Origin of the sequence: Serratia rhizosphaerae (assembly GCF_009817885.1) — a bacterium.
Taxonomy (GTDB): Bacteria; Pseudomonadota; Gammaproteobacteria; order Enterobacterales; family Enterobacteriaceae; genus Serratia_B; species Serratia_B rhizosphaerae.
In genome coordinates this window covers 2518139-2531445 of record NZ_CP041764.1, presented here as the reverse complement: position 1 = coordinate 2531445, position 13307 = coordinate 2518139, and the positions used below count along the sequence as shown (strand labels likewise).

At 58.4% G+C, this 13307-nt stretch carries 10 protein-coding genes, 1 tRNA gene and 2 rRNA genes; 5 read left to right on the top strand and 8 right to left on the bottom strand.

Features of this window, described 5'->3' with window-relative positions; all coding sequences use genetic code 11:
- The first annotated feature begins 227 nt into the window (after positions 1-227).
- The 5 genes from iclR to FO014_RS11810 all read left to right on the top strand — a co-directional run bounded on the left by iclR (position 228) and on the right by FO014_RS11810 (position 5847).
- Positions 228-1058, top strand: a complete 831-nt coding sequence (gene iclR, locus FO014_RS11830) for a glyoxylate bypass operon transcriptional repressor IclR (RefSeq protein WP_105232857.1) — start codon at positions 228-230, stop codon at positions 1056-1058.
- A gap of 261 nt (positions 1059-1319) precedes the next feature.
- Positions 1320-1859, top strand: coding sequence for a gluconokinase (gene gntK, locus FO014_RS11825; protein ID WP_160029656.1), 540 nt, complete (start codon positions 1320-1322; stop codon positions 1857-1859).
- Positions 1856-3193 carry a gluconate transporter gene (gene gntU, locus FO014_RS11820; RefSeq protein WP_160029655.1) on the top strand — a complete coding sequence of 446 codons (1338 nt, stop codon included), beginning with the start codon at positions 1856-1858 and terminating at the stop codon, positions 3191-3193. Before gntK ends, gntU begins: the two co-directional genes overlap by 4 nt.
- A gap of 120 nt (positions 3194-3313) precedes the next feature.
- Positions 3314-5128: a phosphogluconate dehydratase gene (gene edd / locus FO014_RS11815; protein ID WP_160029654.1), complete on the top strand. Its 1815-nt coding sequence runs from the start codon at positions 3314-3316 to the stop codon at positions 5126-5128.
- Positions 5129-5205: 77 nt separating this feature from the next.
- Positions 5206-5847 carry a bifunctional 4-hydroxy-2-oxoglutarate aldolase/2-dehydro-3-deoxy-phosphogluconate aldolase gene (locus FO014_RS11810; RefSeq protein WP_105232861.1) on the top strand — a complete coding sequence of 214 codons (642 nt, stop codon included), beginning with the start codon at positions 5206-5208 and terminating at the stop codon, positions 5845-5847.
- Between the two features lie 27 nt (positions 5848-5874).
- Here the strand turns inward: FO014_RS11810 and aceK are convergent, their stop codons facing one another.
- From aceK to rrf (FO014_RS11770), 8 genes are all read right to left on the bottom strand, one after another.
- Positions 5875-7620: a bifunctional isocitrate dehydrogenase kinase/phosphatase gene (gene aceK / locus FO014_RS11805; protein ID WP_105232862.1), complete on the bottom strand. Its 1746-nt coding sequence runs from the start codon at positions 7618-7620 to the stop codon at positions 5875-5877.
- A gap of 69 nt (positions 7621-7689) precedes the next feature.
- Positions 7690-8997: an isocitrate lyase gene (gene aceA / locus FO014_RS11800; protein ID WP_160029653.1), complete on the bottom strand. Its 1308-nt coding sequence runs from the start codon at positions 8995-8997 to the stop codon at positions 7690-7692.
- A 35-nt stretch (positions 8998-9032) separates the two neighbouring features.
- Positions 9033-10631, bottom strand: a complete 1599-nt coding sequence (aceB, locus tag FO014_RS11795; protein ID WP_160029652.1) for a malate synthase A — start codon at positions 10629-10631, stop codon at positions 9033-9035.
- A gap of 386 nt (positions 10632-11017) precedes the next feature.
- Positions 11018-11947, bottom strand: a complete 930-nt coding sequence (gene metA / locus FO014_RS11790) for a homoserine O-acetyltransferase MetA (RefSeq protein WP_160029651.1) — start codon at positions 11945-11947, stop codon at positions 11018-11020.
- Between the two features lie 134 nt (positions 11948-12081).
- Positions 12082-12750, bottom strand: a complete 669-nt coding sequence (locus tag FO014_RS11785) for a hypothetical protein (RefSeq protein WP_160029650.1) — start codon at positions 12748-12750, stop codon at positions 12082-12084.
- 157 nt (positions 12751-12907) lie between these two features.
- A 5S ribosomal RNA gene (gene rrf / locus FO014_RS11780) occupies positions 12908-13023 on the bottom strand.
- 44 nt (positions 13024-13067) lie between these two features.
- Positions 13068-13143, bottom strand: a tRNA-Thr gene (locus FO014_RS11775).
- A gap of 13 nt (positions 13144-13156) precedes the next feature.
- Positions 13157-13272, bottom strand: a 5S ribosomal RNA gene (rrf, locus tag FO014_RS11770).
- Between the last annotated feature and the right edge of the window lie 35 nt (positions 13273-13307).

The window sequence follows — 13307 nt, the reverse complement described above, 5'->3', positions numbered from 1 at the left end:
CCGGCGACAAACAGCAGCCTGCCGGCAGGTGTCGGGCAGATATTGCCATCACCCAATCGCTCGAAAATCGATTCATCCTAGCACAGTAAACCACCGCAGAGCGCCGGGCGCTGGTTGAGAGTTTTTCAGGTTGCGCGCTAACACATCCGATGAGCGCAAACGCCGCTTGCAATCCATACTTAAAAAACGAAAATAAATTCCATGATACGGAAAAAGGAAGCGTAACCATGGCGACACCCGTTCCCGCCAAACGCGGCAAGAAGCCCCGCAGCGCCGCACCCGCCACCGGCAGCACCACCGGCCAGGTGCAGTCGCTGACCCGCGGCCTGAAACTGCTGGAATATATTGCCGAAGCACAAGGCAATGTAGCGCTGACCGATCTGGCGCAGCAGGCCGGCCTGCCCAATTCCACCACTCACCGTTTACTGACCACCATGCAGCAGCAGGGCTTTGTCCGTCAGGTCGGCGATCTCGGCCTGTGGACCATCGGTTCCCACGCCTTTGTGGTCGGCAGCAGTTTTCTGCAAAGCCGCAACCTGCTGGCCATGGTGCATCCGACGCTGCGCCGGCTGATGGAAGAGTCCGGCGAAACCGTCAATCTGGCGGTGATGGACAAGGCCGAATATCAGGCGATTATTATCGATCAGGTGCAGTGCAACGCGCTGATGCGCATGTCGGCGCCAATCGGCGGCAAGCTGCCGATGCACGCATCCGGCGCCGGCAAAGCATTTCTGGCCGCGCTGGCCGATGAGCAGGTCACCAAATTGCTGCATCAGAAGGGCATGCATACTTACACGCCGCGCACCCTGACGCCGCATAACCTGAAGGAAGGGCTGGCGCAGATCCGCAAACAGGGCTTTTCTTTTGATGATGAAGAGCACGCGCTGGGGCTGCGCTGCGTTGCGGCCTGTATTTTCGACGAGCACCGCGAAGCCTTTGCCGCCATCTCCATTTCCGGCCCGGTGTCGCGCATTACCGACGACCGGGTGATCGAACTGGGCGCGCTGGTGATCCATGCCGCCAAAGAGATCAGCCTGGCTTACGGCGGCGTCCGCTGATTCCCCCAACCCTCTCTGCCGGGAGAGGGTTTCCGCGCTTTTCTGCTGATTCCCCGTCTGGGCGTACACATGTTAACCATGTGTAAAATTAAGCTGCCAAATTGTTTCCCTGCTAAGTAAAAGCTTGAAGCCGATCACAGTTAACGATCGTCAAAGGTAAAGCCGTTTGCCTCCTATACAGCTTGCCTCGAAAATGTTACCGATAACATGTTACCGGTAACAGAAGGCGGTAACGCCAATTTCAGGTTTGGGAGCTACACCATGACCAATAATCAAAACCGTATTTACGTCATCATGGGCGTTTCCGGCAGCGGAAAATCCGCCGTTGCCGCCGCGGCAGCCCGCCAATTGTCTGCCGGGTTCCTCGACGGGGATTTCCTGCATCCCCGCAGTAACATTATGAAAATGGCCGAAGGCGTTGCGCTGAATGATGACGACCGCGCCCCCTGGCTGGCCGCGCTCAACGACGCCGCCTTCGCCATGCAGCGCACCAACAACGTTTCGATCATCGTCTGTTCGGCGCTGAAAAAGCACTATCGCGACCGCCTGCGCGCCGGCAACGCCAACCTGTCGTTTATCTATCTGCATGGCGATTTCCCGGTGATCGAAGCGCGCATGGCCGCGCGTAAAGGCCACTTCTTCAAGCCGCAGATGCTGGTCTCGCAGTTTGACGCGCTGGAGCAACCCGGCGCAGACGAAAGCGACGTGATGGCCGTGGACATCAACCAGCCGCTTGAGGCGGTGATCGCCGATACGCTGCAGCATATCCGCAGCTTTATGCCGCAGGAGGCGTGCGCGTGAGTACCCTGACATTAGTGGGTACCGCCGTCGGCTCGGTTCTGTTGCTGCTGTTTCTGGTGATGAAGGCGCGCATGCACGCCTTCGTCGCCCTGATGTTGGTTTCCATTGCCGCCGGTATTTTCTCCGGCATGCCGCTGACCACCATCGCCGATACCATGCAAAAAGGCATGGGCGATACGCTGGGCTTTCTGGCGATCGTTGTGGCGCTGGGGGCGATGTTCGGCAAAATCCTGCATGAGGTCGGGGCGCTGGATCAGATTGCCTCCTACCTGCTGAAACGCTTTGGTGAAAACAAGGCGCATTATGCGCTGGGCATCGCCGGTCTGGTGTGTGCGTTGCCGCTGTTCTTCGACGTCGCCATCGTGCTGCTGATCGGCATTGTGTTCGCCGTGGCGCGCCGCACCGACGGCAATATCGTCAAACTGGCTATCCCGCTGTTTGCCGGCGTGGCCGCCGCCGCGTCCTTCCTGCTGCCGGGGCCGGTGCCGATGCTGCTGGCCGCCCAGATGAAAGCCGACTTCGGCTGGATGATCGCCATCGGTCTGGTGGCGGCGGTGCTCGGTATGCTGATCGCCGGGCCGCTGTACGGCAGCTTTATCAGCCGCTTTGTGAACTGGCAGATGCCGGCTGACGAAGCCGAACCGATCAAACTGAAAGGCACCATGCCCTCCTTCGGCTTCAGCCTGGCGCTGGTGCTGTGCCCGCTGGTGCTGGTCGGGATGAAAACCATCGGCGCCCGTCTGGTGACGCCGGGCACGCCGCTGCACGACTGGCTGGAGTTTATCGGCCACCCGTTCACCGCCATCCTGATCGCCTGCCTGATCGTGATTTACGGCCTGGCGAAACCGCGCGGCATGACCAATGAACAGACGCTGGCCATCTGCTCCGCTGCGGTACAACCGGCCGGGATTATTTTGCTGATGACCGGCGCCGGCGGCGTCTTCAAGCAGATTCTGGTGGATTCCGGCGTCGGCCCGGCGCTGGGCGACGCCATGATCGGCGCGGGCCTGCCCATTGCCGTCGCCTGCTTCGCCCTTTCCGCGCTGGTACGCGTGCTGCAGGGTTCGGCAACGGTCGCCTGTCTGACCACCGTCGGCCTGGTGCTGCCGATCACCAGCCAGATGGGACTTGGCGGCGGCCAACTGGCGGCGCTGGCCATCTGTATCGCCGGCGGCTCTATCGTGTTGAGCCACGTTAATGACGCCGGTTTCTGGCTGTTCGGCAAGTTTACCGGCGCCAACGAGATGCAAACGCTGAAAACCTGGACGGTAATGGAAACCATCCTCGGCACCACCGGCGGGGTGGTCGGCATGATCGCCTTCACCCTGTTCTGATTTGACACACCGATAACAACACCAGTAACGGCCCTCGGCATGCCGTCCCCTCTGGGACACCAGCCGCATCCGAGGGCCCCGCCATCCGGCGGACCTATAACGAAAAAATGTGAGGAAGGTATGATTAACTCAACCCTATCCCGTGTAACGCAACGCATTATTGAACGCTCCAAACCGACCCGCACCGCCTATCTGGCACGCATCGAGGCGGCCCGCTGTAAAACCGTGCACCGCTCCCAACTGGCCTGCGGCAACCTGGCGCACGGCTTCGCCGCCTGCCAGCCGGATGATAAAACCGCTCTGAAGAATATGGTGCGCAGTGATATCGCCATTATCACCGCCTACAACGATATGCTGTCCGCCCACCAGCCCTATGAAGACTACCCACAGCGGCTGAAACAGGCGCTGAACGCCGTGGGCGCGGTCGGTCAGGTGGCCGGCGGCGTACCCGCAATGTGCGACGGCGTTACCCAGGGCCAGGACGGTATGGAGCTGTCGCTGATGAGCCGCGATGTGATTGCCATGTCCGCAGCGGTCGGCCTGTCGCATAACATGTTCGACGGCGCGCTGTTCCTCGGCATCTGCGACAAGATCGTGCCGGGGCTGGTGATGTCGGCCCTCTCTTTCGGCCATCTGCCGGCGCTGTTCGTCCCCGCCGGGCCGATGACCAGCGGACTGCCGAATAAAGAAAAAGTGCGCGTGCGCCAGCTGTATGCCGAAGGCAAGGCCGATCGTCAGGCGCTGCTGGAAGCCGAAGCGGCCTCTTATCACAGCATCGGCACCTGCACCTTTTACGGCACCGCCAACACCAACCAGATGATCATGGAAGTGATGGGCCTGCACCTGCCGGGCGCCTCTTTCGTGCATCCGGACACCCCGCTGCGCGACGCGCTGAACGATGCGGCGGCGCGTCAGGTGACGCGTCTGACCGAAACCGCCGGCAACTATCTGCCCATCGGGCGTCTGGTGGATGAGAAGGTGGTGGTTAACGGCATCGTCTCGCTGCTGGCGACCGGCGGATCCACCAACCTGACCATGCATATGGTGGCAATGGCCCGTGCGGCAGGCATTATCATCAACTGGGATGACTTTTCCGAACTGTCGGAAGCGGTGCCGCTGCTGTGCCGGATTTACCCGAACGGCCCGGCGGACATCAACCAGTTCCAGGCCGCCGGCGGCGTACAGCTGGTGGTACGGGAACTGCTGCAGCATGGCCTGCTGCATCAGGATGTGCATACCGTCGCCGGCTTCGGCCTGGAGCGCTATACCCAGGAGCCGTGGCTGGACAACGGCCAGCTGGCCTGGCGCGACGGCGCAGACAGCTCGCTCGACGCCGGCGTGATTGCCAGCATCGCCCAGCCGTTTGAACACCACGGCGGTACCAAGGTGATGTCCGGCAACCTTGGCCGTGCGGTGATGAAAACCTCCGCCGTACCGGCGGACAACCAGATTATCGAAGCGCCGGCGGTGGTGTTTGAAAGCCAGCACGATATCGTACCGGCGTTTGAAGCCGGCCAGCTGGACAAAGATTGCGTGGTCGTGGTGCGCTTTCAGGGACCGCAGGCCAACGGCATGCCGGAACTGCACAAACTGATGCCGCCGCTGGGCGTGCTGATGGACCGCGGCTTCAAGGTGGCGCTGGTTACCGACGGCCGCCTGTCCGGCGCCTCCGGCAAGGTGCCTTCCGCCATCCACGTGACGCCGGAAGCCTACGCCGGCGGCGGGCTGGCGAAAGTGCGCAACGGCGATATGATCCGCGTTAACGGCCGCAGCGGCGAGCTGACGCTGCTGGTCGATGAGGCCGAACTGGCGGCGCGCGAGGCTTATCAACCCGATCTGAGCGCAGAACACGTCGGCTGCGGCCGCGAGCTGTTCGGCGCATTACGCAGCCAGCTGTCCGGTGCCGAACAGGGCGCCTGCTGCATTATATTTTAACCGCAAGCGGCGTGCGGCTGGGGGCGTCAACCATCAGCCGCCTGCCGCCTGAGGTCTATTCTGGAGAGGAACCGTCTATGAATAACTGGAAAACAAGCGCTGAGCAGATCCTGACGTCCGGCCCGGTCGTCCCGGTCATCGTCATCAATAAACTGGAACATGCGGTGCCGCTGGCAAAAGCATTGGTTGCCGGCGGCGTGCGCGTGCTGGAAGTGACGCTGCGCACCGACTGCGCGCTGGACGCCATCCGCGCCATCGCCAATGAGGTACCTGAAGCCATTATCGGCGCGGGCACCGTGATTAACGCCCAGCAGTTGCAGGCAGTCACCGACGCCGGCGCGCAGTTCGCCATCAGCCCCGGCCTGACCGACTCCCTGCTGCAGGCCGCTACCGCCGGCAGCATTCCGCTGATTCCGGGCATCAGCAGCGTCTCAGAACTGATGCTGGGTATGGATTACGGCCTGCGCGAGTTTAAATTCTTCCCGGCCGAAGCCAACGGCGGCGTGAAGGCCCTGCAGGCGATCGGCGGCCCGTTCCCGCAGGTGCGTTTCTGCCCGACCGGCGGCATTTCGCCGAACAACTATCGCGACTATCTGGCGCTGAAAAGCGTGCTGTGCATTGGCGGCTCTTGGCTGGTGCCGGCGGACGCGCTGGAAAGCGGCGACTACGGGCGCATTACCGAGCTGGCGCGTGCGGCCGTGGCCGGCGCCAACGCATAATCGTAGCGGGCGCAGCCAGACTGCGCCCTACGCCGTGGCCGACAGCGGCGCTGCGCCGCGCTGGCTAAAGCGCCGCCTTTTGCGGTAGGCGAAGACGTCTTCTACATGCCCCTGGCGGATACGCTGCTGCAGGCCCCGCCAATACTCCGCCTCAAACAGATCGCCGTGCAACGCCTCGAAAACCTGGCGGATACGTGGATCGCTGCACAGAAAATGGCGAAACTCCTCGGGGAACACGTCGTTGGGCGCGATGCTGTACCACGGCTCGCTGGCCAATTCGTCTTCCGGATAGCGCGGCGGCGGAATATCGCGGAAGTTCACCTCGGTCATATAGCAGATTTCATCGTAATCGTAGAACACCACCCGCCCGTGGCGCGTCACGCCAAAGTTTTTAAACAGCATATCCCCCGGGAAAATATTCGCCGCCGCCAGCTGTTTGATGGCGTTGCCGTACTCTTCAATCGCGTCATGCGTCTGCTGCTCGTCGGCCTGCTCCAGGTACAGATTCAGCGGCGTCATGCGACGCTCCATATACAGGTGGCGGATAATGATGCGGTCGCCCAGATCCTCCAGCTTTTCCGGCACCTCACGCTGCAATTCCGCCAGCAGTTCCGGGCTGATGCGCGCCTTGTCGATGACAAAGTTCTCATATTCCTGGGTATCGGCCATCCGCCCGACCCGGTCATGCTCCTTTACCAGTTGGTAGCAGGCCATCACCTGCGCCGGCGTCACCTCTTTCTGCGGCGCAAAACGGTCCTTAATCACTTTGAACACTCGATCGAACGACGGCAGGGTAAACACCAGCATCACCATGCCCTTCACCCCCGGCGCAATAATAAATTGCTCCTGCGAGCGGGCCATAAACGTCAGGTATTCGCGATAGCATTCGGTTTTACCGTGCTTCTGGCAGCCAATCGCCATATACAATTCGGCGGTGGTTTTACCCGGTAAAATTTCCCGCAGCCATTCGACCATCGCCGCCGGCAGCGGTGCATACACCATAAAATAAGAGCGGGCGAAGCCAAAGACGATGCTGGCCTCTTCTTTGCTGGTCAGGCAGGTATCGATAAACAGCGCGCCGGATTCGCTGTGGTGAATCGGCAGCAGAAAAGGGAATACGCCGCCCGTGGTGCGCAGCTTGCCTACCAGCCAGGCGGCCTTATTGCGATAAAACAGTTCGTTGGCGATTTGAAAGGTGCCGTCGGCCAGTTGCGCCGGTGCAAATGCCTGCCGCAGCGCCGCCGTGACATAGCGGATATCACGCGCCAGATCCTCCCAGGGCAGGCGCAGCGGCAAATCGGTCAGCAGGGTGTGTAGCATGGCGGACAGATCGCCATTTGGCACCACGTCGCGCGCCAGCGGACGGGGAATGTCGCGAAAGCGCCGTTCCGGCTGCGAGCTGAAGACAAACAGCTTTTCCGGCGTTAAATCACGGTGCTTAAACAGCCGGCAATAGACCGAGTTAAAAAAACTCTCGGCGATCTCAAAGCGCGGATACTCCGGCAGCAGTTCGGTATATACCGCTTTGACCCGACAGGGAAAATCCGCATCAAAATCTTGCTTGCCGGTAATACATTTCAGCTGTTCCACCACCAGACCAACGTGGTGGTCATACAGGTGAATACGCTTTTTCATCGCCTGCTGCACCGCAGGCCAGTCCGCACGTTCAAAACGCTGCTGCGCCCCGGCGGTGACCTCCAGAAAGCGCCCGTACTGCGCATCAAAGCCCTGCAGGATAGTCTGCGCGATCAACAACTCCATTTTTGCTGCCATCGAGATCCTCCCACCATGCCTGTCAGGCCGGGCTGACGCCCGGCCCTGCGCAAGCCAACGTCGAAACGGCTAGAACTGCTGCTCTTCGGTGGAGCCGGTCAGCGCGGTTACCGAGGAGGCGCCGCCCTGAATCACCGTGGTTACCCGGTCGAAATAGCCGGTTCCCACCTCCTGCTGGTGCGACGCGAAGGTATAGCCGCGGCTGCTGGCGTCAAACTCCGGCTGCTGCACTTTCTCCACGTAGTGTTTCATGCCCTCGCCCTGCGCGTACGCATGGGCCAGGTCGAACATGTTGAACCACATGCTGTGGATGCCGGCCAGGGTAATAAACTGGTATTTGTAGCCCATCGCCGACAGTTCCTCCTGGAAGCGGGCAATGGTCTGGTCGTCGAGGTTCTTTTTCCAGTTGAACGACGGCGAGCAGTTATAGGCCAGCAGCTTGCCGGGGAACTTAGCGTGCATCGCTTCGGCAAAGCGTCTGGCGGCCGCCAGATCCGGCGTAGAGGTTTCACACCACACCAGGTCGGCATAAGGCGCATAGGCCAGCCCGCGGCTGATCGCCTGTTCAATCCCTGCCTGAGTGCGGAAGAAACCTTCCACGGTGCGATCGCCGGTCACGAACTCGCGGTCGTAAGGGTCACAGTCTGAGGTCAGCAGGTCAGCCGCATCGGCGTCGGTGCGGGCAATCAGCAGCGTCGGCACGCCCAGCACGTCAGCCGCCAACCGCGCCGCTACCAGCTTCTGAATCGCTTCCTGCGTCGGCACCAGCACTTTCCCCCCCATATGACCGCACTTCTTCACCGCCGCCAGCTGGTCTTCAAAGTGCACGCCGGCGGCACCGGCCTCTATCATCGCCTTCATCAGCTCAAAGGCGTTCAGCACCCCGCCAAAACCCGCTTCCGCATCGGCGACGATCGGCAGGAAGTAATCGACATAGCCCTGGCTGCCCGGCTCAATGTTATTCGCCCACTGGATCTGATCGGCGCGTCGGAACGTATTGTTAATCCGTTCCACTACCGCCGGCACGGAATCAACCGGGTACAGCGACTGGTCCGGATACATGGCGGAGGCGGTGTTGGCATCCGCCGCCACCTGCCAGCCCGACAGATATACGGCTTCCACGCCGGCTTTGGCCTGCTGCAGCGCCTGCCCGCCGGTCAGCGCCCCCAGACAGTTGACATAGCCTTTACGCGCGCCGCCGTGCAGCAGCTCCCACAGTTTGGCGGCGCCGTTTTGCGCCAGCGTGCAGACCGGGTTGACCGAACCGCGCAGGTTGATCACATCTTCCGCGCTGTACGGGCGGGTGATGCCTTCCCAACGTGCGGATTTCCATTCCTGTTCCAGCTGTTGGATCTGTTGGCTACGAGAAGTCGTCATAATTGTTATCCTTGCGTTGTAGGGTGAGGAATGGTTCAGGCCAAGAGCTCATAACCCGGCAGGGTCAGAAAATCGATCAGTTCATCTTGCGTGGTGATGCGTTCCATCAGGCGCGCCGCCTCGTCGAACCGGCCGGCGTTAAAGCGCGCTTCTCCCACTTCCTGACGAATGACCAACATCTCTTCGTTCAACATTTGACGAAACAGCGCCTTGGTGACCAGTTGTCCGTCGCTGAGAGATTTTTCATGATGGATCCACTGCCAGATGGAAGTACGTGAGATTTCCGCCGTGGCGGCATCTTCCATCAGTCCGTAGATCGGTACGCAGCCGTTGCCCGAAATCCACGCTTCGATGTACTGCACCGCCACCCGGATGTTGGCGCGCATACCGGCTTCGGTACGTTCGCCCTCGCATGGCTCCAGCAGTTGCTCGGCAGTAATCGGCGCATCCTGTTCCCGCATCGCCTCCAACTGGTTACGACGCTCGCCCAGCACCTGGTCAAACACCGCCATCACGGTATCGGCCAGCCCCGGATGCGCCACCCAGGTGCCATCATGGCCGTTGTCCGCCTCCAGCTGTTTGTCTGCCCGCACCTTGTCCAGCACCCAGGCATTTTTTTCCGCATCTTTACTCGGTATAAACGCCGCCATGCCGCCCATGGCAAAGGCACCGCGCCGGTGACAGGTTTTAATCAGCAGGCGGGAGTAGGCGCTCAGGAAGGGTTTATCCATGGTGACCGACTGGCGATCCGGCAATACGCGATCGGCGTGATTCTTCAGCGTTTTGATATAGCTGAAAATATAATCCCAGCGGCCGCAGTTCAGGCCGACGATATGGTCGCGCAGGTGATACAGGATCTCATCCATCTGGAACACCGCTGGCAACGTTTCAATCAGCAGGGTTGCTTTGATGGTGCCCCGCGGCAGGTCGAAACGATCTTCGGTAAAGCTGAACACCTCGCCCCACCAGGCTGCCTCCTGCCACGACTGAGTTTTCGGCAGATAGAAATAGGGGCCGCTGCCATTTTCCAGCAGCTGGCGATAGTTATGGAAAAAATACAACGCAAAATCAAACAGGCCGCCCGGAATGGCTTCGCCCCGCCACTGCACATGTTTTTCCGGCAGGTGCAGGCCACGCACGCGGGCAATCAATACCGCCGGGTCCGGCTTCAACTGGTAAATTTTACCGGCTTCGTTGGTATAGGAGATGGTGCCGTTCACCGCATCGCGCAGGTTGATTTGGCCGTCGATCACCTTGTCCCAGCTGGGCGCCAGCGAGTCTTCAAAGTCCGCCATAAATACTTTCACATTGGCGTTCAGCGCATTGATCACCATCTTGCGTTCAACCGGCCCGGTGATCTCCACGCGGCGATCGCGCAGGTCCTCAGGGATACCGCGTATTTTCCAGTCACCTTCACGAATGGAAGCCATTTCCGAAATAAAACCAGGCAGCCCACCGCGATCGATCGCTGCCTGTACGTCAACGCGCGCAGCCAGCAATTCATTACGCTGCGGTGTGAACTTGCTGACCAGTTCGGCCAGAAACTCGACCGCATCATCGGTCAGTATCAGTCGGTCTGCCGCACTCAATCCCTGAGTAAACGTTAACTCCGTGCCTACTGTCTGTTGCGTCATTGTCATGCTCCTTCCCATCTTGCCCGCCCATGGCCGCTAGCCGGGGCGCTCTGCTCATCAAATATTGCGCGGGTTCAGGAGGGATAAAACGACCGTAAACTGGTCAGATCTCACCCTGCATGCTTTAAGAATAACCAACAAATAATAAAAATCAAAAACCATTTCCATTTTTTATTTTATTTAAATTTTAATCTTTTGTTATCAGTTAATTACGGTGTTTTAACAGAAAATAGCCACAGGAAAACAATTCCAATAATTAAAAAATGAAAGGATAACTGACTGTAAACAAAGGAGTTACAGGGAGTTACATAGAAAGAAAGGATAAATAAAAAGAGAGAGGGGATGACGGCGGCCTCGATTCAGCCGCCAGGAAAAAATGAAAATGACTATTCGAGAGTAGGATTCATGTGGCTCAGATCAAACGGTGTGATCTGGTAGACGTAATAGTTCAGCCAATTGGAGAACAGCAGGTGTCCATGACTGCGCCAGGAGGCTTTAGGGGGTAAATCTGGGTTGTCATCGGGGAAGTAATTGAGCGGTACGGTGGGGTTGAGGCCGGCATCGTAATCACGACAATACTCTCCCGCTAACGTCAGCGCATCGTACTCCGGGTGGCCCGTAACAAAGGCCAAACGCTTGTCCTTGCTGGCAAACAGGTAGGCGCCTGCCTGCTCAGATTCAGCCAGGATATCAAGGTCAGTATACCGACGGATTATCTCCGTCGGGAAATCCGCATAGCGTGAATGCGGTGCCAGAAAGGTTTCATCAAAGCCGCGGGTCAGCAACGCATGCTGCTGCAGCGTCTGGTGTTGATAAACCCCTGACAGCTTCTCTTCAAGCGTCATCTTCGGGATGCCATACAGGATATTCAACGCCGCCTGCACCGCCCAGCAGACAAATAGCGTGGAGGTTACATGCTCCTTAGCCCAATCGATAACGCGTTCGATCTGCGGCCAATAGGCAACATCACAAAAGTCGACTAATCCCAGCGGGGCACCGGTGACGATCAGACCATCGTAATTGTCATGCTGAATATCTTCAAAGTTACAGTAGAAGTTATTCAGGTGTTCGGCCGGCGTGTTCTTAGATTCACGGCTGTCGATACGCAGCAGTTGAATATCAATCTGCAGCGGCGAGTTGGACAGTAAGCGCAGGAACTGATTTTCCGTCTCTATTTTTTTCGGCATCAGGTTAAGGATTAGCACCTTTAACGGCCTGATTTCCTGCGTTTTTGCCCGTGAGGATGTCATCACGAAGACATTCTCATTACGCAAGAAACAGACCGCAGGTAACTCATCAGGAACACGAATCGGCATTACTTAATCCTCACACATCCGTTTATACGTTTAGACTTCTAGATGCCCGACGATAGCGTTTTTTAAATCCAATGTCGAGCATTCAGCCGGAAGGTGAAAATGTTTCATTTCTGGCCGCGTTCCTGCGGTAACAATCAGCGTTTGCGCAGTACGCCATCCGGGTTAGCGTTTATCAGACCGCAGCTTTCGCCATTAGTGATGATTAAATACTCCCCCAAACGATGCAGTTTCAGTTCACAGGGCGCATCTGTCGGCTGCGGCGCAATCAACAGCGCATCTTGTTGATTCGCCGGTACGGTAAACGGAAATATTGTGCCGATACGGCTAGGATCGCTGCCGCCGCCGATAAACTGATACACCGCCTGCCGACTTGTTATCCTCAGCTGGCGATGGCTGTCATTGCTCGTCCAGACGCCGCGCCAATCGGCCGCGGTGACATCGGACAACACCCGCAGCGTATCCGCTTTTATCCAGTTAGCCGTTTGGATACCTTTGCCATTGATGTAATAACCGCAACGGTAACCTCGCTGTTCCGGCCCAACCACCAGGCGATCGCCGGCAATCAGATAGCTACGCCCTTGCTGCAGATGGCCGTTTTCCAGTTTTGGATTCTCGTTCCAGTCATCCGGATAGCGGTAGTCGAAGAAATAACTCCTGGCAGTAATTTCAGCCAGCTGCGCACGATCTTTCGGCTGCTCGTCTTGCATGCCGTGGCAAAACAGCCCGGACTCCGCGGCAGCGGACTGCACGTAAATCGTGGCAGAGAGAAGCATGCAGATCGTGAAGTGGGGACGTATTTTCATGGGTTCACTCCTGTGAACATAGGCAGACTGGCTAATTTTAATTAACCATCACCCTTTTAGGAACGCAAAGAGGTAAATTTGGCAGGAAACATACTTTGAATAACGGACAAAACAAAAAGCCCTGTGCAAATGCACAGGGCTTTTTGTTTTAATTGATGCTTGGCAGTGTCCTACTCTCGCATGGGGAGACCCCACACTACCATCGGCGCTACGGCGTTTCACTTCTGAGTTCGGCATGGGGTCAGGTGGGACCACCGCGCTATTGCCGCCAAGCAAATTCTTTTTCTGCCGAACTTCTCAACCCACTTTGAATAAAGTGGTGCTGATACCCAGAGTCGAACTGGGGACCTCACCCTTACCAAGGGTGCGCTCTACCAACTGAGCCATATCAGCACACAAATTTGATGCCTGGCAGTGTCCTACTCTCGCATGGGGAGACCCCACACTACCATCGGCGCTACGGCGTTTCACTTCTGAGTTCGGCATGGGGTCAGGTGGGACCACCGCGCTATTGCCGCCAGGCAAATTCTGTTTCAATCAACCCGCAGCGCATTCAC